Below are 23616 nucleotides of genomic sequence, written 5' to 3'. Positions count from 1 at the left end.
ATACTAAATCCTCTATCCACCAATGACTTACCTCTAAGTCATTGGTGCTAAAACAAAGCAACAAGGATAACGAGGAAAGGAAGCAAACAATGGGCAAAACACTATACGAAAAAGTCTACGACGCACACGTTGCCGTCGCAGCAGAAGGGGAAAACCCAATCTTGTACATCGACCGTCACTTGGTACATGAAGTGACGTCTCCGCAAGCATTTGACGGCTTGCGTGAAAAAGGTCGTAAGGTGCGTCAGGTCAGCAAAACTTTTGCCACCATGGACCACAACGTTTCAACAACCACCAAAGACATCAACGCATCCGGTGAGATGGCTCGTATCCAGATGGAAACGCTATCGAAAAACTGTGAAGAGTTTGGTGTTACGCTTTACGACATTAACCATAAATATCAAGGTATTGTGCACGTTATGGGCCCAGAGCTTGGTATTACCCTACCGGGCATGACCATTGTTTGTGGTGACTCGCACACTGCTACACACGGTGCGTTCGGCTCGCTAGCTTTTGGTATTGGAACATCTGAAGTTGAGCACGTATTAGCAACTCAAACGCTAAAACAAGCGCGCGCTAAAACGATGAAGATCGAAGTAAAAGGCAAAGTGGCTCCGGGCATCACGGCTAAAGATATCGTGCTAGCGATCATCGGTGAAACCACAGCTGCTGGCGGTACAGGCTACGTGGTTGAATTCTGTGGTGAGGCGATCACCGACCTTTCAATGGAAGGCCGCATGACCGTATGTAATATGGCAATTGAGCTAGGTGCGAAAGCCGGTTTGATTGCACCAGATGAAACCACGTTCGAATACATCAAAGGCCGTAAATTCTCACCCCAAGGTGCCGACTTTGATGCAGCAGTAGAATACTGGAAAACATTAAAAACGGACGATGATGCTCAGTTTGATGCAGTCGTGACACTAAGCGCAGCGGATATCAGACCACAAGTCACTTGGGGTACTAACCCAGGCCAAGTGATCGCAGTAGATCAACCGATCCCAGCACCAGAAAGCTTTGCCGACCCAGTAGAAAAAGCATCGGCAGAAAAAGCATTGGCTTACATGGGCCTAGAGGCAGGCAAGTCATTGTCTGATTACAACGTTGATAAAGTCTTCGTTGGTTCTTGTACTAACTCACGTATCGAAGACATGCGCGCAGCCGCTGAAGTAGCGAAAGGTCGCAAAGTCGCGCCTCACGTTCAAGCGCTAATCGTTCCTGGCTCTGAGCAAGTAAAAGCGCAAGCAGAAGCGGAAGGCTTGGACGTTATCTTTAAAGAAGCGGGCTTTGAGTGGCGCCTACCAGGTTGCTCGATGTGTCTAGCAATGAACAATGACCGTTTGGGTCCACATGAACGTTGTGCGTCTACTTCAAACCGTAACTTTGAAGGCCGCCAAGGTCGTGATGGCCGTACCCACCTAGTGAGCCCTGCGATGGCAGCGGCAGCAGCAATTGCTGGTCACTTTGTAGATATTCGTGAACTAGACTAAGGAGCAAACCAATGTCAGGCTTTAAACAACACACAGGCTTAGTTGTTCCTCTAGATGCAGCGAACGTTGATACTGATGCCATCATTCCAAAGCAGTTCCTACAAAAGGTCTCCCGCCTAGGGTTTGGTAAGCACCTATTCCATGACTGGCGCTTCCTAGACGATGCTGGCGAACAGCCAAATCCAGAGTTCGTGATGAACGCACCTCGCTACCAAGGCGCGTCTATCTTGCTGGCTCGTGAAAACTTCGGCTGTGGCTCATCTCGTGAGCACGCACCGTGGGCACTAGCGGATTACGGCATCAAAGCGATGATCGCACCAAGCTTTGCCGATATTTTTTACGGCAACTCGATCAACAACCAAATGGTGCCAGTTCGTTTGACTGAACAAGAAGTGGATGAAATCTTCCAGTTTGTTGAGGCAAATGAAGGTGCAGAAGTCGAGGTCGACCTAGAAGCGAATGTCGTTCGTGCCAACGGCAAAGAATATGGTTTTGAAATCGATTCGTTCCGTCGTCATTGCTTGCTAAACGGTTTGGACAACATTGGTCTAACCCTTCAGCACGAAGATAAGATTGCCGAGTACGAAGCAAATATTCCAAGCTTCTTACGTTAAGACGCGTTAGTAAATACACAAATCAAGGGCTGGCAATTGTCGGCCCTTTTAATGTTTTGGGTAACCGTTCTCATATCGCTTTGCTTACAGAATACCGAACGCCTCTGTTGAAATTCGTCATCCTGAACAGCGGCGAAGGAGTGTAATTCAGGATCTACTGCCAGAGCGCACTGTGCAGATTCATACTGTCTTTACTCAAGAGTTTGTGGGTATTAGATTCCTGATATCGCTTATGCTCCTCAGAATGACGGCGAATAAAGGCCACTGATTACTGAAAGAAAACAAGCACTAAACTGGTCTACACTATCAACAATATCTCATTCAAAGGTATCTCTATGAAGCGTCTGTTATTGCTGTTGTGTGCTCTGGTTTCTTTCTCGACATTTTCCGCTCCAAAATCCGACTTATGGCCATATTGGAAACAATCGAATCAAGCCAACCAAACCCAAATTTCTCATCAAGAATGGCAACAACTACTCGATACTTATTTAGTTGAACAAGGCGAGAATACCTTGTTTCGTTACAGCCAAGTCTCCTCTGTCGATAAAACCAAGCTGAAACAATACATCCAGCGTTTGGCAAAACTAGACCCTCTACAATACAGCCAAGCAGAGCAGTATGCCTATTGGGTAAACCTTTACAACGCCATCACGGTAGATCTTATTTTGGATAACTATCCAGTCGAATCAATCACCAAGCTAGGTGGCTTATTTAGCTTTGGTCCTTGGGGAGACGATGTGGTCGTAGTCAACGGGAAGGATCTAACTTTAAACGATATTGAACATCGCATTTTACGTCCAATTTGGAATGACCCGAGAACACATTACGCGGTTAACTGTGCCAGCTTGGGATGCCCTAATCTGCAGTCTCAAGCATTCACTGCTGACAACACGCAAGTTCTACTGGATAGTGCCGCCAAAACATTTATTAACAGCAGCAAAGGCGTATCTATCCAAGGTAACACGGCACAGCTGTCTTCTATTTATGATTGGTTTGCAACGGACTTTGGTGGAGAAAAACAAGTCTTCAACCACATCGCAAAGTACGCACCGCAATACAAAAATTTCTCTGGTAAAGTGAAATACGAATACGATTGGGACTTGAATCAAGCCAACTAAACTGGAGAGATTTGAGGTCAATTAGCGTTAGGATCATGATAGGCCAAAAGCTAAAGACACCGGCAACTCAAAAACTAAGACATAAAAAAGGGCACTGAGTGCCCTTTTTAAATCCAATACTTGATAGAAAACGTCCGACTACTTGAAGCCTTTGACTTTCTTAATCAGATCGTAAGCGTTTTGAATCTCTTGAGATTTCTCTTTCGCGACGTTCATCATCTCTGGTGGTAAACCTTTAGCCATCAATTTGTCCGGGTGATGCTCGTTCATCAGTTTACGATAAGCACGCTTAACGGTTTTACTGTCGGCATCTGAAGACACATCCAGAATTTTGTACGCGTCGGCCAACTGATCCGCTTGTGAAGCTTGTTGCCAGCTACCACCAGAAGATTGGCCTTGATGCTGACCATGAAAACCACCCTGGCTTTGGAAACGGAATGCGGCTTCTTGCATTTGCAAGCGACGCTCTAGCTGCTCAGAAGAGAAACCCAAACCACGTGCTATTTTGTGTAACACATTTCGTTCACTAGGATGAATCGAGCCATCTGCAAAGGCCGCCGAGATTTGCAGCTCTAAGAAAAATTGCAACAAGTCAAAGCGACCAGCTGTCGAAATTTTCACACGAACAAGAACATCTTCTAACGGAAAGTCGCTGCCTTTACCTTCACGAAACGCGTCTTGCGCTGCGCGACGCTGTTCGCCATGCAAATTCATGCGGTCCATCATGGCAGAAGCCAGTTGGATTTCCTCTTTGGTGACTTGGCCTTTCGCTTTTGCCACATGTCCCATTACCGCAAACGCCGCTTTAAAAAACTCTTCTTGGCGCTGAGCTTGACTTGGCCCTTTTCCAAAGCCGCCAGTAGAGAACCCGGCTTGACTCAAGCGACGTGCTTTATCGAATTGATGGCCAATAAATAAGCCAAAGAGTAAACCTAGCGGCCCGCCAAGTAACAAGCCAAAAAAGGCACCCAGAATTTTGCCAAAAATATGCATTATGTGTTCTCTATCAATGAATTTTTATCGACGACGGCGGTCTTATAGTGCCGGATGCAACGATTTCCTTTATGATAATGGAATTAGTTTTATTTCGGCTAGGCCATTTCGCCTGCTTATCTTTGCAGCTATTTTGTCGTCATTATGCCACAGTGAATCAATACGCTGGGATAAATGCGACTATAGTTGATTCATTTGGCTATTACGCTAGGGTACAACAAGCCCTATAGCCATCGAGTAGTAGTGACACAGGAAAGTTCAATTCAATGCAACATTTCTCCCGCACATTTTTAGCGGCCTCTATCAGCACCGCCTTGTTTGTACCCACCACTCAAGCTGAAGCGAATATCCATGATAGTGTGCAGGAAATGCCCGCCACAGATCAATGTTTGGTCGATACAAGTGGCGAGGAGGACGCTCTTAATACCCCAGTAGTGGTAGAAGCTGACACCCTGCAAGCCATCAATGGTGACAAAGCTCAGTACTCAGGTAATGTACAAGTCACCCAAGGCCAGAAGAAAATTACCGCAGATAGCGTAACGCTGCACCAACAAGACAACGTCGTGGTTGCCGAAGGCAACGTGACTTTCAATGACGGCCAAGTCAAAGCTCGATCTGATCGTGTTACTAACGACATTAATCAAGATACGTTTTCACTTGAGAACACCGATTATCAGTTCCTTTGCCAACAAGGCCGAGGCACTGCAGCCTATATCGCCCGCACAGGTCAGTCGGTTTATGAACTCGAAGACGGCTCTATCACATCGTGCCCTCAAGGCGATAATTCATGGCGATTGGTTGCGTCAGGCATCGATGTTGACCAAGATGAAGAGACAGCGACGCTGCACCATCCTCGATTTGAAGTGTTAGATGTGCCTGTTTTCTATGTGCCGTATCTAACCATGCCAATTGGAGATACGCGCAAAACGGGTTTCCTCTTCCCTTCTTTATCGTACGGTTCTAGTGATGGTATGGAAGTCGAGGTGCCATTCTATTGGAACATCGCGCCTCAATATGACATGACACTCACCACGCTCTATATGCAGCAACGTGGTACAAAACTCGATACTGATTTCCGCTATCTAACAGATGGTTGGGGAAATGGGGAAATCAAAGGCGAATACCTCAATAGTGATCGCAAATATCAGGACGAGTCTCGTTGGGGCTACCAAGTTAAACACGACGGTATCATCAATAAACAGTGGATAGTCAAAGTCGATTACTCAAAAGTGAGTGATATTGATTACTTCCTCGATCTCGACTCCGACATTGGTAACCGTGAAGATGGTCAACTGGTCCAAGAAGGACAAGTACAATATCGTTCTGACTTCTGGGATGCCTCGTTAACCGTTCGTGACTTCCAAATCTTATTGAAAGAAGAGAACCGCCCTTATCGCCTGCTTCCTCAGTTAGACTTGAACTACTACACGCCGTTGTGGGGAGATTACCTTAACTTTGACGTGAAGAGCCAAGTCAGCCGCTTCGATACCAGCGATGCTGCGCGACCAAATGCGACCCGTGTTCACATTGAACCAGGGCTTACATTACCACTCTCAAACTCATGGGCAACGTGGACAACAGAAGCGCGTGTGCTCTCTACGTATTACTCTCAAGACTTAACGGGTTTGACAGATGTAAACTTGCAAAACCAGTTGGATGATGAAGTTTCTCGTGTTATTCCTGAGTTCCGTACGCATGCGCAACTTTACTTAGAGCGAGATACAAGCTGGATCAAGGGCTACACACAAACACTGGAGCCTCAGCTGCAGTACTTGTACGTACCTGAAGAAGATCAAACCAACATCTACAACTACGATACCACCTTGCTACAAACCGACTACTACGGGCTATTCCGCAGTCGTAAGTACAGTGGCATTGATAAAATCGCCTCGGCGAACCAGTTAAGCTACGGTGCGAGTACTCGCTTCTTTGATGATGACTATAAAGAGCGTCTTAACGTTTCATTTGGTCAGATTTACTACTTCGATAAAAAGACCAAACTGAGCAACAGCCCAAATCTTCCGGATGAGACAACCAATTACTCATCATGGGCAATTGAAGCTGATTTCAACTACAACGATTACTTGTTCTATCACGGTGGAATTCAATACGATATTGATTTGAGCTCCATGCAGTTGGCAAACAGTACCTTGGAATACCAATTCAACGGCGGCTTTATTCAGGGTAACTATCGCTACGTTACGCGTGAATACATCGAAGATACGATCATTCTCGAAAACCTAGACACAATTACTCGTAAAGGTATTTCTCAAGCAGGTATTGTAGCGGCCTACGAGTTCAACCCGAACTGGTCTGCGAGTGTTCAATACTACTACGACCTCAATGAAAATGCGGACCTAGAATGGTTAGCGAGCCTACGTTACCAATCTGACTGTTGGTACATTGGCGTCACTTACTCAAACCAATTGCTTGGTTGGGAAGACCAAGCTATCGGCAGCACCGGGGCATCACCTGAATACGAAAATAACTTCAGCGTTAACTTCGGTATTCAAGGCTTTGCGACCAACCAGCGTGAAGACACTGCTGTCAAAGAACTGGATGGTTCTGACAACGCGATTAAGTACGGCCGCCCATTCTATCTGAACAATTAATCAAAATAGGCGTCTTAAATGAATAAGACGCCTATTCAAAAATACTGACGGAATTTTAAATGAAAATTTGGAAATCAATCTTATTCACGACCCTACTCTCTTGCGGAGCGGTTGCAGCACCAGTAGAGATCGATAAGGTTGCGGTCATCGTGAACGACGGTGTAGTTCTACAAAGCGACATCGAAACAGCGATGAAAACGCTGCAAGCCAACGCACGTCAAAGTGGAAAGAGCTTACCTTCCACCAGCGTGTTAAAAGAACAAGTCGTTGAAAAACTTATCATTGATACGTTGCAAGGCCAAGAAGCAGACCGTATTGGTGTGCGTATTGACGACAACCGTTTAAACCAAGCGATTGCAGAGATCGCACGTAATAATGAGCAATCGGTAGAACAACTCGCCGCTTCTGTAGAAAGTGAAGGTTTAAGTTACCCAGAATTCCGCGAACAAATTCGTAAGGAAATCGCCGCATCAGAAGCTCGCAATGCACTGGTTCGTCGCCGTATTAATATCCTTCCAGCAGAGGTCGATAGCCTTGCTGAGCAACTATCACAAGAAACCAATGCGACTGTTCAATACAAAATTGGACACATTCAACTGCGCTTCTCTGACGATAAAGAAAAGTCAGCTGTAGAAGCAGAAGCTAAAGCGCTCGCGAAAAAGCTAAACGAAGGTGCAGATTTTACGGAGATGGCCTACACCTACTCAAAAGGTCCTAAAGCTTTACAGGGTGGTGACTGGGGCTGGATGCGTAAAGAAGAGATGCCAACCATCTTTGCTGATCAGATCAAGATGCAAAACAAAGGCAGCATTATTGGTCCTTTCCGTAGTGGCGTTGGTTTCCACATCCTAAAAATAGAGGATGTAAAAGGCCTAGAAACGGTTGCGGTAACGGAAGTAAATGCGCGTCATATTTTGATTAAACCAACCGTGATTCTGAGCGACGAAGGGGCGAAGAAGCAACTGAATGAATTTGTACGCCGCATCAAAGCCGGTGAAGCAACGTTCGCTCAATTGGCAACACAATACAGTCAAGATCCTGGCTCGGCAGCACAAGACGGTGAACTAGGTTATCAAACACCAGATCTTTACTTGCCAGAATTTAAGCACCAAGTAGAAACTCTGCCAGTTGGCTCAATCAGCGAACCGTTCAAAACCGTTCACGGCTGGCATATCGTTGAAGTGTTGGATCGTCGCCAAGTGGACCGTACTGACTCAGCGATGAAGAACAAAGCTTACCGTATTCTATTTAACCGTAAATTTAATGAAGAAGCGGGCGCATGGATGCAAGAGCTACGCGCAAGTGCGTTTGTTGAAATCGTGGATGACAACAATGACAACTAATACAATTCGTAGAATTGTCGTAACCGCAGGGGAACCTGCGGGTATCGGCCCAGACTTAGTGCTTGCCCTATCGAAAGAAGATTGGGCGCACCAAATTGTCGTCTGTGCCGATAAGAATATGCTGACGGAGCGAGCCAAGCAGCTTGGCATCGAAGTCCAACTGTCTGATTACAATCCAGAAGAAGCACCTAAAGCACAAAAAGCGGGCACGCTTATCGTTGATCATATCCAAATATCGGAACCTGCGGTCGCAGGCGAGCTCAATGAAGCGAATGGCCACTATGTATTAAAAACGCTAGAAAGAGCGGCTTTAGGCTGTATGAATGATGAATTTGATGCTATTGTCACCGGCCCTGTTCATAAGGGGGTGATTAATCGCGCAGGTGTTGCATTCAGTGGCCATACTGAATTTTTCGCCGAGAAGTCACAAACGCCGCTAGTCGTAATGATGCTAGCAACGGAAGGACTACGCGTGGCGCTGGTTACAACACATATTCCTTTAGCTTATGTGTCCAAAGCTGTCACCGAAGAGCGATTAGAAAAAATCATCGATATTCTTCATACAGACCTTGTAGAAAAGTTTGCTATCGCACAACCAAACATCTACGTTTGCGGGCTTAACCCTCATGCTGGCGAAGATGGCTGCTTAGGTCGTGAAGAGATCGAGACCATAACTCCGACACTGGAAAAAATTCGACAAGAAAAAGGTATCAACCTGATCGGCCCTCTGCCGGCTGATACCATTTTCAATGAAAAATATTTAAATGATGCTGATGCTGTTTTAGGCATGTACCATGATCAAGTGTTGCCAGTATTAAAATACAAAGGCTTTGGTCGTTCAGTAAACATTACTCTTGGTCTACCTTTTATTAGAACATCGGTGGACCACGGTACTGCATTAGATCTGGCAGGGACAGGTCAAGCGGATACAGGGAGTTTCCGAACAGCGCTCACGCATGCGATAGATTTGGTAGAGAAGAAACAATGAGAAATGATGTCCATTTAGGACACAAAGCGCGTAAACGTTTTGGTCAAAACTTCCTGAACGATCCATACATTATTGATGGAATCGTATCAGCGATTAACCCAAAACCAGGTCAAAACCTGGTTGAAATCGGTCCTGGTCTTGGTGCAATCACTGAGCCAGTAGGTCGTGAAGTAGATAAGTTCACAGTTATCGAATTAGACCGCGATCTGGCGGAACGCCTACGTACTCACCCTGAACTGGCAGATAAGTTGACCATCCATGAGGGTGACGCTATGCGTTTTGACTTCACTCAACTAGTGAAGCCAAACAACAAGCTGCGCATTTTTGGTAACTTACCGTACAACATCTCTACACCATTGATGTTCCACCTTTTCGAGTTCCATAAAGACATTCAAGACATGCACTTTATGCTGCAAAAAGAAGTGGTAAACCGCTTAGCCGCCGGCCCTGGCAGCAAAGCTTACGGCCGTTTAACGGTAATGGCTCAGTACTACTGTAAAGTGGTACCGGTACTGGAAGTACCGCCAACGGCATTCGTTCCACCCCCGAAAGTGGATTCTGCCGTTGTTCGTTTAGTGCCTTACGAAGAGCTGCCATGCCCGGCGAAAGATCTGCGTTTGCTCGATCGCGTTTGTCGTGAAGGCTTTAACCAACGTCGTAAAACAGTTCGTAACTGCTACAAATCGTTGTTAAGCACAGAAGTACTAGAAGAGCTAGGTGTTAATCCAAGCATGCGTCCAGAGAACCTGACGCTAGAACAATTCGTCGCAATGGCGAACTGGCTTGCGGATAACCCGCAGCACTAAGAACTCAAACAATGAGCCAAACCCTTGTAGGTTTGGCTTATTATTATTGGGATATTACGTTTCTGAGGAGTGCACATGGACGTCATTCAACCTTGCATCAAAATTCAAGTTCACACCAAATACATCGAAGAACAGTCCAACCCAGAGCTACAACGCTACGTTTTCGCTTATATCATCACCATCAAAAACCTTAGCCAACAAACCGTACAGTTAGTGAGCCGCCGCTGGCTAATCACAGACTCGAATGGCAAGCAAATGACGGTTGAAGGTGACGGAGTTGTAGGCCAGCAGCCCTTTATTCCAAGCAATGATGAATACACGTACAGTAGCGGAACCGCGTTAGAAACCCCTGTCGGCGTTATGCAAGGACACTACAAAATGCTGGATGAGAAAGGGCAAGAGTTCATCACCGAAATTGAACCATTTCGCTTGGCTGTTCCAAATGTTTTAAATTAGTAAATTGGAGATTCAGTGGCTACCTATATTGTTGGTGACATCCAAGGCTGTTTTGATGAATTGCAGCGACTACTAGAAAAAGTATCTTTCTCTGTGAAAAAAGACCAACTTTGGCTTGCTGGTGATTTGGTCGCCAGAGGGCCTAAATCATTAGAAACGTTACGCTTTGTGAAGTCACTTGGCGCAAGCGCAATCGTCGTGCTTGGTAATCACGACCTTCACCTTCTTGCAGTGGCTCACGGGATAAAAAAGGTCAAAGACAAAGATAGAACCGCACCTATTTTCACGGCCCCTGACAAAGAGGAACTACTGACATGGCTAGCTCAGCAACCTCTAATGGCCGAGCATGACGAGTTCGTGATGTGTCACGCTGGCATATCACCGCAGTGGAATCTAAAAACAGCGAGAAAGTGTGCCCGTGAAGTTGAGCGCATCATCCAAAGTGAAGAGCTGCCTTGGCTATTAAAAAACATGTACAGCAATCAACCTGATTCCTGGGATGACTATCTACAGGGTTTGGACCGATACCGTTATATTATCAATGCTTTTACGCGGATGCGCTTTTGTTTCCCTGATGGTCGTTTGGATATGGATTGTAAATTGCCACCGCAACAAGTTTCCGGTAACGAACTTATTCCATGGTTTGAGGTGCCTAAACGTATCCACTTAAACAAAGCGGTGCTCTTTGGGCACTGGGCTGCACTGCAAGGTTATATGAACAGCGAAGTCATCGGGCTAGATACTGGCTGTGTTTGGGGCGGAAGCCTAACCATGATCCGTTGGGAAGATAAGAAAATTTTTACTCAGGATGCGTTAAGTTAAACACTGAATAACAGTCGATAATCCATAGTAGGAGGAATACCTGTCACTTAACACCTCCTGTAGGGTCATTCCAACGAGCCTTAACGAGACTAGAAATCTAATATCCTCGCGCTGCGAATAGATAGAAATACCTTTGACAACAAAGTACTCGTATAGAGGCTCCTGAATCTCGCTCTTTCGTCGCTTTTCAGGATGACGGTAGGTTGGGATGGCCGCTCGCTGTTATACGAACGGCATTACCGTATTAACTACGCGGTGTTAATCTCGAATTACTTTTCTAACACAGTAAAGCGCATGTTGTAGGCGTTCTTCTCATCGGCTTGATACATTTCTGAGTAAGTTTCCTTAAACTCGTCTCCCCAATCTGGGAACTGAGTATCACCATCAATGGCCGCTTCAATGTGTGTTACATACAGTTTATTGGCCATAGGCAGACAAGTGGTGTAAATCGCACCACCACCAATGATCATCACTTCTTCCACATCACCTGCGACTTCCAGAGCCTGCTCAATCGATGTTACGGTAGTGACACCTTCGATCTTTAGTGTCTCATCACGGCTAATAACAATATTCAAGCGACCAGGTAAAGGGCGACCAATAGACTCATAGGTTTTGCGTCCCATCACAACCGGTTTTCCCATGGTACAACGCTTAAACCAAGCGAAATCGGCGGGAAGATGCCAAGGCATTTGATTGTCTTTGCCAATGATGCGATTGTCGGCCATCGCGGCAATCATACTAATGATCATGTTAGGTCCTTATACAATTGGTCTGCGGCGATAGAATAACAGCCCCGGAACCGCAAGACCAACTGCTAAACCTGCAATAATAAACATGGCCTTAAGAAAGTTTTCCATACAGGTTGCGACAAGCTCGGGTGAGTAGCCAACATGATTGATTTCTACCATAGCGATCATTGCTTTGTACGCAAACACACCCGGCACCATCGGGATCAAAGCAGCCACAGTAAACACTTTTGGATGCGCGAGAAAACGGTGAGACCAGTACACACCAATCATCCCAACTAACGTCGCAGCAAAAAAGGTTGCCCACTCAATAGGAATGCCAAACTGCATCATCAAGTAGCGGCTACCATGACCAATCGCGCCACCAACAGCGCAATACACTAAAGCTCTTTGTGGTACGTTAAAAACCAATGCAAATCCTACAGCGGGAATCGCCGCAAAAAACATGTCATTCAAAAGGCCAAACATCAAATCAAATAAACTCATTAGATAGCCCACCCCCAAATTCCAGTTACACTCATCGCAGCAACGATCCCCAAACATGTCGCCAACGTTAGTAAACTAGCCATCACAAATCGAGCAATCCCCATATTAATGTGGCCTTTCAACATATCTGCGACAGAGTTAATGAGTGGGAAACCAGGTACAAGCATTAATACTGACGATGCCATTGCTACGGTAGGTAGATTACCGATTTGGTAAATTTCCGCCTGTGCTGAAATTAAGGTGGTCACAAAAGCGGTCGCAGCAAAGTTCAATAGAGGGTTGAAATGACGATGACCAATTTCTTGGCGAACGATCATGCCACCAGCTGAAGCTAAAAAGGTCATAATGAATACTCCCCAATCACCACCAGCTAGATGACTGAATGCCGCACAAGACAAGCCAATCATAAACACCACCAACCAGCGGTTATAACGCTCTGGACTGATAGCGTTCAGCTTTTTCTGCGCCATGGTTGAATCGAGCAAACCACGTTCCATCATGATACAGATTCGTTGAATTTGCGTAATAACGCGCATATTGATGCCACGATCAGCGCAGCTTCGGGTGGTGGTGATGCAATGCCCATCCATTACCGTCGTCACAACCAATGCATTAGCTGATAGTGCTACCGCAACTTCATTCACCCCACAAGCAAGGCCAATACGACGCATAATATCGCTCACAAGAGTACTTTCAGCACCATGAGCAAGTAGCATTTGTCCGGCTTGGGCGACAAGACGAGAAATCGATCGTTGAGTAGATACCGCCAACTCTCTAGGCGGTATGGTTTCTAGAGTCATAAATAAGTCTAATTCCTTTTAGGGTGTTACTCATTCATACGCGCGAGGGCCAAACTAACCCTCAAAAAAACACGACGTATCAGTTATTGTGCCGTAAATCACATCACCTAAATATGATTTAGATACAAAAAAAGCCGCAATAAATAATTGCGGCTTAATGAATTATAGGCAAACAGGCATTGTTTGACCGTTCTGATTAGTCACGAACGTAGACAACGTGACCGTCATCTTCTTCATCGTCCCAGTCATCCCAATCGTCGTCGTCATCTTCAGTGATAACGTCTTTACCCGCCATCGCATCTTTATGGTAATCATCCCACATGAAGTTAACTTTATCTTCTTCAGCCACTTCTTCCTCTTCGCGAGGTAGGTTATCCATAAAGTCAGCCAGTTTGTAACAAAGCTCTTTAGTACCGTTACGATTGATCGCCGAGATCTTAAAGTACTCGTCTTCCCAACCTAGTGCGTCTAAGATTTCTTGGATCTTCTCATTCGCTTCTTCTTCAGGCATTAGATCAACTTTGTTGAACACTAACCAGCGCGGCTTACTTGCCAGTTTTTCGCTGTATTGTTCTAGTTCATCAATGATCGTCAATGCATTTTGCACCGGATCGGACTGATCAATTGGCATAATATCGATCATGTGCAGCAACACTCGACAACGCTCTAAGTGCTTCAAGAATCGAATACCAAGGCCAGCGCCATCTGCTGCACCCTCGATCAAACCAGGGATGTCTGCAACAACAAAACTTTTCTCTGGTACGACACTTACGACACCCAAGCTTGGGATCAAAGTCGTGAATGGGTAATCAGCGACTTTCGGTTTTGCTGCTGATACTGCGCGGATAAAGGTTGATTTACCAGCATTAGGTAGACCAAGCATACCCACATCAGCAAGAAGCAATAGCTCAAGGCGAATTTCGCGTACTTCACCCTTTGTACCCAATGTTCTCTGACGAGGCGCGCGGTTTACTGAAGATTTGAAACGCGTGTTACCTAGACCGTGCCAACCGCCTTTTGCGATCATCACTTTCTTACCGTGTTCAGCAACTTCCGCCACGATTTCATTTGTGTGGATATCCACAGCGCGCGTACCCACAGGTACACGAAGAACAATGTCTTTACCACGCTTACCGGTACAGTTACCACCGCGACCGTTTTCACCACGCTCAGCTTCGTAGAAGCGCTGGAAACGGTAATCAATCAGGGTATTTAGGTTTTCATCAGCTTGGATATAAACATCACCACCGTCACCGCCATCACCGCCATCAGGGCCACCTTTAGTGATGAATTTTTCACGCCAGAAACTGACAACGCCACTACCGCCATCACCAGCCTGAACTTTTACTACCGCTTCATCTACGAACTTCATCTTTTACTCCGACTACTTCGTGCGTGGATTAAATCTTACTATGTCATCCGACAATTTTAGCAGATGACAGATCTAAGCTCCCAGATTCAAATCGCTTAGGATCTTAGCGAGAAACTTCGATATGTCGACTGCCACAAATAAAAAACCCCGCCGATTCGGCAGGGCTTTTGAATTCAGCTTAAAGCTATTAAGTAATTTGGTTAAAAACCTAATTACTCAGCTTCGATGCTTACAAACTTACGGTTCTTAGGACCTTTCACTTCGAACTTCACTTTACCTTCAGTAAGAGCGAATAGAGTGTGGTCTTTACCGATACCTACGTTGTTACCAGCGTGGAACTTAGTACCACGTTGACGAACGATGATGTTACCTGCAAGTACAGATTCACCACCGAAACGCTTAACACCTAGACGTTTGCTTTCTGAATCGCGGCCGTTACGAGTAGAACCACCAGCTTTTTTGTGTGCCATTGTTAAACTCTCCTAATAGATTAAGCGTTGATACCAGTGATCTTCACTTCAGTGAACCACTGACGGTGACCCTGTTGCTTACGAGAGTGCTTACGACGACGGAACTTAACGATTTTAACTTTATCGCCACGACCGTGTTGTACAACTTCAGCAACAATTTTGCCGCCCTCTACAAGAGGAGCACCAACTTTGATGTCTTCGCCGTTAGCAACAAGAAGAACTTTATCAAATTCTACAGTTGCACCAGTTTCAACGTCTAATTTCTCTAAACGAAGAGTTTGACCTTCGCTTACACGGTGTTGTTTACCACCAGATTGGAAAACAGCGTACATATTTTACTCCGCTTTTTCCGCACAGCCTTTCTTGAGGGTGTGCGCTAAACTAATCATCAATAGGGCGCAGATTCTACAGAATAGATGCTCCTATGACAAGCCATATTTTGAAAAAATTGGCGAAAAGCTAATCGCCAAAGAAAAGTGCGGCAATCATGCCCTTTAGTAATGTATTAATCAACGTTTTTTAGTGTATTATTCGACAATTATATAAATCGAATAAGCCTTGCAGGGTCTAACTTCAGCCGGATATACGATGGATTTTAAAACTATCCAAGCGCTTACTGCCGATGACATGGCAAAAGTGAATGAAACAATTCAAGCCCAACTTAATTCTGATGTCTCTTTAATCAACCAGCTCGGTTTTTATATCGTGAGTGGTGGAGGCAAACGTCTAAGACCGCTTTTAGCGATACTGTCAGCCCGCGCACTTGGTTACCAAGGCAATGGTCATACAATGGCAGCTGCGTTTATTGAGTTCATCCATACAGCGACTTTGCTGCATGATGACGTGGTAGATGAATCAGACATGCGCCGTGGTAAAGCCACTGCGAATGCAGCATTTGGCAATGCGGCTAGCGTATTAGTTGGGGACTTTATCTATACACGCTCATTTCAGATGATGACAGAACTAGGATCCATGAAGATCCTTAAACTAATGAGCAATGCCGTAAACGTGATCGCCGAAGGTGAAGTACAGCAGTTGATGAACTGTAACGACCCTGACACGACAGAAGAAAGCTACATGCAAGTCATCTACTCTAAGACTGCGCGCTTATTTGAATCCGCAACTCAAATCGGTGCAATCTTAAATGATGCTCCTGAGCATGTTGAAATCGCAATGCAAAATTACGGTAAGTATCTAGGCACTGCGTTTCAGCTCATTGATGACGTCATGGATTACACTTCTGATGGCGAAGACATGGGTAAAAATGTGGGTGATGACTTGGCCGAAGGCAAGCCAACTTTACCTCTACTCCATGCTATGCGTAATACCACACCAGAAAACGCCATCATGATTCGTGAAGCGATTGAGAAAGCGAATGGAATGGAGCGCTTAGAAGAAATTCTTGCGGTCATGAAAGAAGCAGGCTCTCTGGAATACACAACGCAAAAAGCTCTAGAAGAAGCAGACAAAGCAATCGCAGAACTATCAGTGTTGCCAGAGTCTGAATACAAACAAGCGCTTGTTACTCTGGCTCATGTCGCAGTACAACGCACGAAGTAATCAATAGCTACCCGTAACGCAAGGCTTATAGCGAAAAGGAAGAGCACGCTCTTCCTTTTTTACGTTTGATACCTAATGACGACGCCCGGGGCGCTAGTAATATCTGTCACTACCGCCATGCAGTTGTGGATCATCTTCTATTTCATCAAAGCTAACGGCGAGTTGCTGTTCAGTCCCTTGTTTGGACAACAATACCGTCTCTGCTTCATGGTCGACCACTAATATCGTACCGACGCCTTGTTGGCACTCAACAACCATGCCTTTACGGATTCGACTCGCTTCCATCATCTTCTCCTTCACTACGTGGTTTTGTTCGACCATTTTTACGAAGTTGAGAAATCAAGGATCAAAAAAGCCGATCAAAATGATCGGCTTTCTTCTTATATAGGCTTTCTAGGTTACTTTGCGAATTCAACACCAATGTTGATGTCGCCATTTAGTGTTTCTAGCATACCGTCTAATGCAGACTTTTCGTAATCGCTGAGTTTGCCGTAGCTTAGTACTTCTTCAACGCCTTCTTTACCCAGTTTTACAGGTTGCGCGAAGTAAGTCGCGTGTTCGCCGTCGCCTTCAACGTAAGCGCACTCAACTACGCCTTCTTCACCTTGAAGAGCACGAACCAGAGACAGACCAAAGCGACATGCAGCTTGGCCCATTGATAATGTTGCACTACCACCACCCGCTTTCGCTTCTACAACTTCAGTACCTGCATTTTGAATACGTTTCGTTAATGCTTCTACTTCTTCAGCTGTAAACTCAACACCTTCTACTTGAGACAGTAGAGGTAAGATCGTTACGCCAGAGTGACCACCAATTACTGGCACGCGAACGTCACCTGGATCTTTGTCTTTTAGCTCAGCAACAAACGTTTCTGAACGGATAACATCCAACGTTGTTACACCAAATAGACGACGCTTATCATAAACACCCGCTTTTTTAAGAACTTCAGCAGCAATTGGCACTGTTGTATTTACAGGGTTTGTGATGATACCAACACAAGCTTTCGGACAAACAACCGCAATCTTCTCCGCTAGCGATTTAACGATACCAGCGTTTACATTAAATAGATCCGCACGATCCATACCTGGCTTACGCGCAACACCAGCAGAAATTAGCACAACATCCGCGCCTTCTAGTGCTGGAGTAGGATCTTCACCAGCGTAACCTTTGATAGAAACTGGCGTAGGGATGTGGCTAAGATCAGCGGCCACACCAGGAGTTACTGGAGCAATATCATATAGGGCTAGATCAGAACCAGCAGGAAGACGGTTCTTAAGTAGAAGGGCCAGGGCTTGACCGATGCCACCAGCGGCACCAATAACGGCTACTTTCATGTAGTTCTCCTTGAGAGTATTTCTCTTATAAACGTATTCGTAGGGTAGTTTGTAACCAACTTAAATAAAGCTATCGGAATCACAACTTGATTACAATCAATTAACGCTAGCTTTGCGACCTCGCGCAACTCGCTGTTACCGTGCTACAAATGGGGCTTGGATTATTCTTTTATTCTGTTGAAATGACAAGGAATTCAAGAAAACAGATACAGCCCTACTTCAGCGCGCTAAAGAATTCTATGTGGTATATAGTTTACAGTGACGCATCTAACATAATCCTGGGACTCTTTGGCACCGCCTGAATATATATGCGAGAATATGCAAAATTGCTGACCCGTAATAAGAGATTTGTAATGACTATGCGCAATTCAGAAAAACAAGACAACTTAGTTCGCGCCTTTAAAGCCCTGTTAAAAGAAGAAAGCTTTGGCTCACAGGGCGAGATTGTTGACGCACTCAAACAGCAAGGATTTGAGAGTATCAACCAATCTAAAGTCTCACGTATGCTGACTAAATTTGGCGCTGTCCGTACGCGCAATGCAAAAATGGAAATGGTTTACTGTCTTCCTGCTGAGCTAGGTGTCCCAACAGTCAGCAGCTCTCTGCGTGAACTAGTACTAGACATCGATCGTAACGCAGCGTTAGTGGTAATTCACACTGGCCCAGGTGCAGCACAGTTGATTGCTCGCTTGCTTGATTCACTCGGTAAATCCGAAGGTATTCTTGGTGTTGTCGCAGGTGACGATACCATTTTCATTACGCCAACCATGGCAATTACGACTGAGCAACTCTTCAAATCAGTGTGCGAGCTGTTCGAATATACTGGTTAAGTTCTATAAAGCTTCAATCAGCTAACTCATTGTGGGTTATAAAAGAAGTCTCATTTTGTAGCCCATAATTTATGTAAATTTTTTGCTTACTCCGCTCATTCTTCAACCATCCATTTTGTGATTAACATCACGCAATTGATCTTTTTCATTTCAGTCACTAAACGTTAATTAAGCAATTGTTTTAAAAAGAATTAAATCACAAATTGAATCCTATCCCCTGATACAAAATTCAGACTTATCAACTATAACATTTAACAATTGGATAATTTTCTGCCAATTTTTTGTTATGATTCGCTCGCTTTTTCAAACGATTGGATTGAAAAAGGTGCCGTTTCCAAATAGGAAACTCCAGAAGTGATTTATGGTTATTTCCGGGTAAATAATGAATATAAGGAAGGGAAATTCATGGCATTTAACAAACTTCTCAAAGTAGGCGCTATCGCTGCAGCCGTAATGGGCGCAGGCGCAGTTAACGCTCAAGAGTTTATTACCATCGGTACTGGCTCTGTGACAGGTGTTTACTACCCAACTGGTGGTGCTATCTGTAAGTTGGTAAATAAAGGTCGTAAAGACCACAACATCCGTTGTTCAGTAGAATCGACTGGTGGCTCAATTTACAACGTTAACACTATCCGTGCAGGCGAATTAGATTTTGGTATCGTGCAATCGGATTGGCAGTACCACGGCTACAACGGTACGAGCAAGTTTGAAGAACAAGGCCCGTACAAGAAGCTACGCGCAATGTTCTCTCTTCATACAGAACCTTTCAACATCATTGCGCGTGCAGATTCAGGTATTGAAAACGTTGAAGACCTGAAAGGTAAGCGCGTAAACATCGGTAATCCAGGCTCTGGTGACCGTGCAACGATGGGCGTTGTCATGGAAGCGATGGGTTGGACAAACGACAGCTTCAAGTTGGCGTCTGAGCTAAAAGGCTCTGAACGCTCTCAGGCACTTTGTGATAACAAAATTGACGCCTTCATTTACATGGTCGGCCACCCGAACGGTTCAATCAAAGAAGCAACCACATCATGTGATGCGAAGCTAGTTTCAGCAACAGGCCCTAAAATCGATAAAATTGTTGCCGACAACCCATACTACGCCTTTAGCTCAGTACCGGCTGGTATGTACCGCGGTACAGACAAAGACGTAAACAGCTTTGGTGTTGCAGCAACAATGGTAACGACCTCTGATGTTTCAGACGATGTCGCTTACAACGTGGCAAAAGCTGTGTTTGAAAACTTTGATACCTTCAAACGTCTACACCCTGCATTCGCAAACTTGAAGAAAGAAGACATGGTGAAAGCTGGTCTTTCTATTCCTCTTCACCCAGGTGCAGAAAAATACTACAAAGAAATGGGTCTAATTAAGTAATTTCCTCAGACTCTACATACAGGCAGGAAAGAATATTTTCTGCCTGTTTGAGCATACAGGTTGTAGCACGTTCTAACTGTATGCTTCATTCGCCAGTTTTCTTCTGAAAACTGCGAGCTCATACCCAAGAAAACTTAAACGCCGCCTAACAGAGTATCCAACAATCAACACTTTGAGTTCAGGCAGCAAAATACTCGAAAGCAAACTTCGCTCCATTCACTACACTGATAGAGGCGAAGTGTGGTTCTCGATAAAAATCAGACAGGACCATCAATAATAAGGAAAAAGTACATGGCGACGAATCAAGCTCCGTCACAAGATGTGCAAGAAATGGTGGCTCAGGCAGACACAGGTGCACGTAGCCCTTCGGGAATGCAAGGACGAATCCTTTGGTTTGTTCCTCTGTGTTGGTCACTATTTCAATTATGGTACGCATCCCCGTTACCATTTATTTTCAATTTTGGCGTACTGAACGACACGGAAGCGCGATCTATCCACCTTACTTTCGCGATCTTTTTGGCTTTCACTGCTTATCCAGCGATGAAGAATTCTCCTCGCGATCATATCCCTCTTGTTGATTGGATACTCGCGTTGGCTGGCAGCTTTTCAGCAGCCTATATATACCTTTTTTATACCGAGCTAGCAGGACGCTCAGGCGCACCGACAACGGTTGATATCGTTGTTGCTGTTATCGGTATGATCCTCCTTTTAGAAGCAACACGCCGAGCTCTTGGTCCACCATTGATGGTCGTGGCTGCTGTTTTCCTTACTTACACCTTTGCAGGCCCTTACATGCCTGACGTTATCGCACACAAAGGGGCAAGCTTGAACAAGGCCATGTCCCACTTGTGGCTAACAACAGAAGGCGTATTTGGGGTTGCGCTAGGTGTTTCTACCTCTTTTGTCTTCTTGTTTGTATTGTTTGGAGCAATGCTGGAACGCGCTGGTGCTGGTGCTTACTTCATTAAAGTTGCCTTCTCGTTACTTGGCCATATGAAAGGTGGTCCAGCTAAAGCGGCCGTTGTTGCATCAGGTTTATCTGGTCTGGTTTCTGGTTCTTCAATCGCAAACGTAGTAACAACTGGCACCTTTACGATTCCACTGATGAAGCGTGTTGGCTTTCCCGGCACAAAAGCGGGTGCGGTAGAGGTAGCGGCTTCAACCAATGGTCAGTTAACACCGCCAATCATGGGTGCAGCAGCATTTTTGATGGTGGAATACGTCGGTATCTCCTACGTTGAGGTGATTAAAGCTGCCCTACTTCCAGCGCTAATCTCTTATATTGCTTTAATTTACATTGTTCACCTTGAAGCATGTAAAGCAGGCATGACGGGCCTTCCTCGTCGCCACAACCCAACACTAGTACAAAGTCTGCTGTCCTTTACTGGCACAATCTTAGGATTGTGTGTGATCAGCGCATTGGTTTACTACGGAGTGGGTTGGACAAAGGACGTCTTTGGTGATGCCGCGACACCAATTGTTACCGTCGCACTATTAATCGCGTACGTTGGGTTGGTGAAAGTCTCAGCAAATCACGTGCAAGATGGCGCAATTGAGATTGATGCAGAATTAACAGAAGTACCTGATCCTGGTCCAACCGTTAAGTCAGGCTTGCACTACCTACTCCCTATCGTCGTATTGGTTTGGTGTTTGACTGTCGAACGTTTCTCACCTGGCCTTTCGGCATTCTGGGCAACGGTGTTCATGATTTTCATTTTGCTGACTCAACGTCCGTTGATTGCACTGCTGTCAAAGCAAGGTGACATGCTTCAGCAAACCAAAGATGGCTTTGTCGATCTTGCCGAGAGCTTAGTTTCTGGTGCGCGCAATATGATTGGTATCGGCGTTGCAACCGCGGCAGCGGGCACCGTTGTTGGTGTTGTTACACTAACGGGTATCGGCCTAGTGATGACCGACTTCGTCGAGTTTATCTCTGGTGGCAGCATCATTCTTATGCTGCTGTTTACCGCCATCATTAGCTTGGTTCTGGGGATGGGTCTGCCAACAACGGCGAACTACATCGTGGTCTCTACGCTAATGGCGCCGGTCATTGTTACGCTCGGCGCAGCGCATGGCTTGATTATTCCGTTGATAGCGGTGCACTTGTTCGTTTTCTACTTTGGTATTTTGGCCGACGATACCCCACCTGTAGGTCTTGCGGCTTTTGCAGCAGCCGCAATTGCGAAATCAGATCCAATTCGTACCGGTATCCAAGGTTTTACTTACGATATTCGAACCGCTATTTTGCCGTTCATGTTTGTGTTCAATACCCAGCTATTGTTAATGGGGATCGACTCTTGGTGGCATTTGGCACTCACGGTCATCTCATCGATCATTGCAATGCTGATATTCTCTGCGGCAACTCAAGGGTGGTGGTTCACGCGTAACAAGTGGTGGGAAACAGTCCTATTATTAGTACTGACATTTTCGTTTTTCCGTCCAGGTTTTTGGTGGGACATGCTGTACCCAGCGAAAGTTCTTTCTCCTGGCGTTGAGGTAGCTCAAATCACGGAAACACTAAATGTAGGAGAATCATTGGAGTTACGTGTTGCCGGTGAAAACCTTGAGGGCGACTACATTGAGAAAACGGTTCGTCTTCCATTCGAAGACAGTGCGACAACAGCAGACGCACGTATTTCATCTATGGGTCTGATGCTGACCGAAAGTGACAACAAAATGATTGTCGATATGGTTGAATTTGGTAGTCCAGCAGAGTCCGCAGGTATCGACTTTGATTGGGAAATCAAGTGGGTTATCCAGGATGCAGACCGTCCGATGAAAGAGTGGGTGTTTGTACCATGCTTAATGATTTTGCTGGTGCTTGCAATGAACCAAAAACGTCGTGCTCGTAAGGAACAATTGAGCGCATAACCGATTTGGCCCCGAGGATAAAGGGGCCTTAATGAGAGACATTGAATGTACAAACAAATTCTTGTTCCGGTTGATCTAAATGACCAAGGCTTTTCAGACCGAGCGGTTGAACTAGCGGTTTGGCAGGCAAAGCAAGCAAATGCTCAAATCCATCTTCTGACGGTACTACCTGGTATTCACATGTCGATGGTTGCCACATACTTTCCGAAAGATGCTGCGGCCAAAATGAAGCAAGACGTGAAGCAGCAACTAAAAACTTTCGCTAATGAGCATATTGCTGAAGATGTGGTTTACCAAGTGCATGTTGCTGAAGGCAAGGCCTACGCGACCATTCTTGATTATGCAGAACGCTTAGGCGCTGATCTCATCATTATGCCAAGTCACAAGCGCTCTAAAATCAATAAAGTAATGCTTGGCTCCGTCGCGAGTAAGGTTGTGGAATATTCTCCAATCAATGTGATGGTCGTAAAACCGCAAGGCTAAGTAAATACAAAAACGAAAAAGGACGCTAACATTAGCGTCCTTTTTATA

At 45.4% G+C, this 23616-nt stretch carries 23 protein-coding genes; 14 read left to right on the top strand and 9 right to left on the bottom strand.

What is annotated here, in order from left to right:
- The first annotated feature begins 89 nt into the window (after nucleotides 1–89).
- The 3 genes from leuC to R7E78_RS13765 all read left to right on the top strand — a co-directional run bounded on the left by leuC (nucleotide 90) and on the right by R7E78_RS13765 (nucleotide 3222).
- On the top strand, nucleotides 90–1490 hold the full coding sequence (gene leuC / locus R7E78_RS13775; RefSeq protein WP_318057947.1) for a 3-isopropylmalate dehydratase large subunit: 1401 nt from the start codon (nucleotides 90–92) through the stop codon (nucleotides 1488–1490).
- A gap of 11 nt (nucleotides 1491–1501) precedes the next feature.
- Nucleotides 1502–2104, top strand: coding sequence for a 3-isopropylmalate dehydratase small subunit (gene leuD, locus R7E78_RS13770; RefSeq protein ID WP_005383071.1), 603 nt, complete (start codon nucleotides 1502–1504; stop codon nucleotides 2102–2104).
- Nucleotides 2105–2439: 335 nt separating this feature from the next.
- Entirely contained in the window at nucleotides 2440–3222 is a 783-nt protein-coding gene (locus tag R7E78_RS13765) for a DUF547 domain-containing protein (RefSeq protein ID WP_042522426.1), read from the top strand.
- Nucleotides 3223–3360: 138 nt separating this feature from the next.
- On the opposite strand, the gene djlA is transcribed toward R7E78_RS13765, so the two are convergent.
- Entirely contained in the window at nucleotides 3361–4215 is an 855-nt protein-coding gene (gene djlA / locus R7E78_RS13760) for a co-chaperone DjlA (protein WP_005379675.1), read from the bottom strand.
- A 266-nt stretch (nucleotides 4216–4481) separates the two neighbouring features.
- Here djlA and lptD point away from each other — a divergent pair, with 266 nt between their 5' ends.
- The 6 genes from lptD to apaH all read left to right on the top strand — a co-directional run bounded on the left by lptD (nucleotide 4482) and on the right by apaH (nucleotide 11242).
- On the top strand, nucleotides 4482–6827 hold the full coding sequence (lptD, locus tag R7E78_RS13755) for an LPS assembly protein LptD (protein ID WP_318057946.1): 2346 nt from the start codon (nucleotides 4482–4484) through the stop codon (nucleotides 6825–6827).
- A gap of 59 nt (nucleotides 6828–6886) precedes the next feature.
- Nucleotides 6887–8170: a peptidylprolyl isomerase SurA gene (gene surA, locus R7E78_RS13750; RefSeq protein WP_318057945.1), complete on the top strand. Its 1284-nt coding sequence runs from the start codon at nucleotides 6887–6889 to the stop codon at nucleotides 8168–8170.
- A complete protein-coding gene (pdxA, locus tag R7E78_RS13745) occupies nucleotides 8160–9158 on the top strand; it encodes a 4-hydroxythreonine-4-phosphate dehydrogenase PdxA (protein WP_151514459.1) in 999 nt (332 codons plus the stop codon). Before surA ends, pdxA begins: the two co-directional genes overlap by 11 nt.
- Nucleotides 9155–9964 carry a 16S rRNA (adenine(1518)-N(6)/adenine(1519)-N(6))-dimethyltransferase RsmA gene (rsmA, locus tag R7E78_RS13740; RefSeq protein ID WP_005379669.1) on the top strand — a complete coding sequence of 270 codons (810 nt, stop codon included), beginning with the start codon at nucleotides 9155–9157 and terminating at the stop codon, nucleotides 9962–9964. Before pdxA ends, rsmA begins: the two co-directional genes overlap by 4 nt.
- A 75-nt stretch (nucleotides 9965–10039) precedes the next feature.
- Entirely contained in the window at nucleotides 10040–10420 is a 381-nt protein-coding gene (gene apaG / locus R7E78_RS13735; RefSeq protein WP_005379668.1) for a Co2+/Mg2+ efflux protein ApaG, read from the top strand.
- A gap of 15 nt (nucleotides 10421–10435) precedes the next feature.
- On the top strand, nucleotides 10436–11242 hold the full coding sequence (gene apaH / locus R7E78_RS13730) for a bis(5'-nucleosyl)-tetraphosphatase (symmetrical) ApaH (protein ID WP_213912276.1): 807 nt from the start codon (nucleotides 10436–10438) through the stop codon (nucleotides 11240–11242).
- Nucleotides 11243–11511: 269 nt separating this feature from the next.
- Here the strand turns inward: apaH and folA are convergent, their stop codons facing one another.
- The 6 genes from folA to rplU all read right to left on the bottom strand — a co-directional run bounded on the left by folA (nucleotide 11512) and on the right by rplU (nucleotide 15448).
- Nucleotides 11512–11991, bottom strand: coding sequence for a type 3 dihydrofolate reductase (folA, locus tag R7E78_RS13725; protein ID WP_005379666.1), 480 nt, complete (start codon nucleotides 11989–11991; stop codon nucleotides 11512–11514).
- 9 nt (nucleotides 11992–12000) lie between these two features.
- Nucleotides 12001–12474, bottom strand: coding sequence for a threonine/serine exporter family protein (locus R7E78_RS13720; protein WP_005379665.1), 474 nt, complete (start codon nucleotides 12472–12474; stop codon nucleotides 12001–12003).
- Nucleotides 12474–13274 carry a threonine/serine exporter family protein gene (locus R7E78_RS13715; RefSeq protein WP_005379664.1) on the bottom strand — a complete coding sequence of 267 codons (801 nt, stop codon included), beginning with the start codon at nucleotides 13272–13274 and terminating at the stop codon, nucleotides 12474–12476. Before R7E78_RS13715 ends, R7E78_RS13720 begins: the two co-directional genes overlap by 1 nt.
- 196 nt (nucleotides 13275–13470) lie before the next feature.
- Nucleotides 13471–14646 carry an Obg family GTPase CgtA gene (gene cgtA, locus R7E78_RS13710; protein ID WP_005383091.1) on the bottom strand — a complete coding sequence of 392 codons (1176 nt, stop codon included), beginning with the start codon at nucleotides 14644–14646 and terminating at the stop codon, nucleotides 13471–13473.
- A gap of 212 nt (nucleotides 14647–14858) precedes the next feature.
- Nucleotides 14859–15116, bottom strand: coding sequence for a 50S ribosomal protein L27 (rpmA, locus tag R7E78_RS13705; protein ID WP_005383095.1), 258 nt, complete (start codon nucleotides 15114–15116; stop codon nucleotides 14859–14861).
- A gap of 20 nt (nucleotides 15117–15136) precedes the next feature.
- Entirely contained in the window at nucleotides 15137–15448 is a 312-nt protein-coding gene (gene rplU / locus R7E78_RS13700; protein WP_005383096.1) for a 50S ribosomal protein L21, read from the bottom strand.
- A gap of 256 nt (nucleotides 15449–15704) precedes the next feature.
- Between rplU and ispB the strand changes: the two genes are divergently transcribed.
- On the top strand, nucleotides 15705–16676 hold the full coding sequence (gene ispB, locus R7E78_RS13695) for an octaprenyl diphosphate synthase (RefSeq protein ID WP_064353590.1): 972 nt from the start codon (nucleotides 15705–15707) through the stop codon (nucleotides 16674–16676).
- 93 nt (nucleotides 16677–16769) lie between these two features.
- On the opposite strand, the gene R7E78_RS13690 is transcribed toward ispB, so the two are convergent.
- Both R7E78_RS13690 and mdh read right to left on the bottom strand, forming a co-directional pair.
- A complete protein-coding gene (locus R7E78_RS13690) occupies nucleotides 16770–16961 on the bottom strand; it encodes a hypothetical protein (RefSeq protein ID WP_005379661.1) in 192 nt (63 codons plus the stop codon).
- A 113-nt stretch (nucleotides 16962–17074) separates the two neighbouring features.
- A complete protein-coding gene (mdh, locus tag R7E78_RS13685) occupies nucleotides 17075–18010 on the bottom strand; it encodes a malate dehydrogenase (protein WP_005379660.1) in 936 nt (311 codons plus the stop codon).
- 359 nt (nucleotides 18011–18369) lie between these two features.
- Between mdh and argR the strand changes: the two genes are divergently transcribed.
- The 4 genes from argR (at nucleotide 18370) to R7E78_RS13665 (ending at nucleotide 23568) form a co-directional block, all read left to right on the top strand.
- The gene (gene argR / locus R7E78_RS13680; RefSeq protein WP_005379659.1) at nucleotides 18370–18840 is read left to right on the top strand and encodes a transcriptional regulator ArgR; all 471 of its coding nucleotides are present in this window, start codon (nucleotides 18370–18372) and stop codon (nucleotides 18838–18840) included.
- Between the two features lie 405 nt (nucleotides 18841–19245).
- Entirely contained in the window at nucleotides 19246–20214 is a 969-nt protein-coding gene (locus R7E78_RS13675) for a TAXI family TRAP transporter solute-binding subunit (RefSeq protein WP_005379657.1), read from the top strand.
- Nucleotides 20215–20505: 291 nt separating this feature from the next.
- Nucleotides 20506–23085: a TRAP transporter permease gene (locus R7E78_RS13670; protein ID WP_005383099.1), complete on the top strand. Its 2580-nt coding sequence runs from the start codon at nucleotides 20506–20508 to the stop codon at nucleotides 23083–23085.
- 45 nt (nucleotides 23086–23130) lie between these two features.
- Nucleotides 23131–23568, top strand: a complete 438-nt coding sequence (locus R7E78_RS13665; protein WP_005379654.1) for a universal stress protein — start codon at nucleotides 23131–23133, stop codon at nucleotides 23566–23568.
- Nucleotides 23569–23616 lie beyond the last annotated feature (48 nt).

This window comes from Vibrio sp. YT-19(2023) (assembly GCF_033337395.1).
This window is presented reverse-complemented; position numbering and strand designations above follow the sequence as displayed.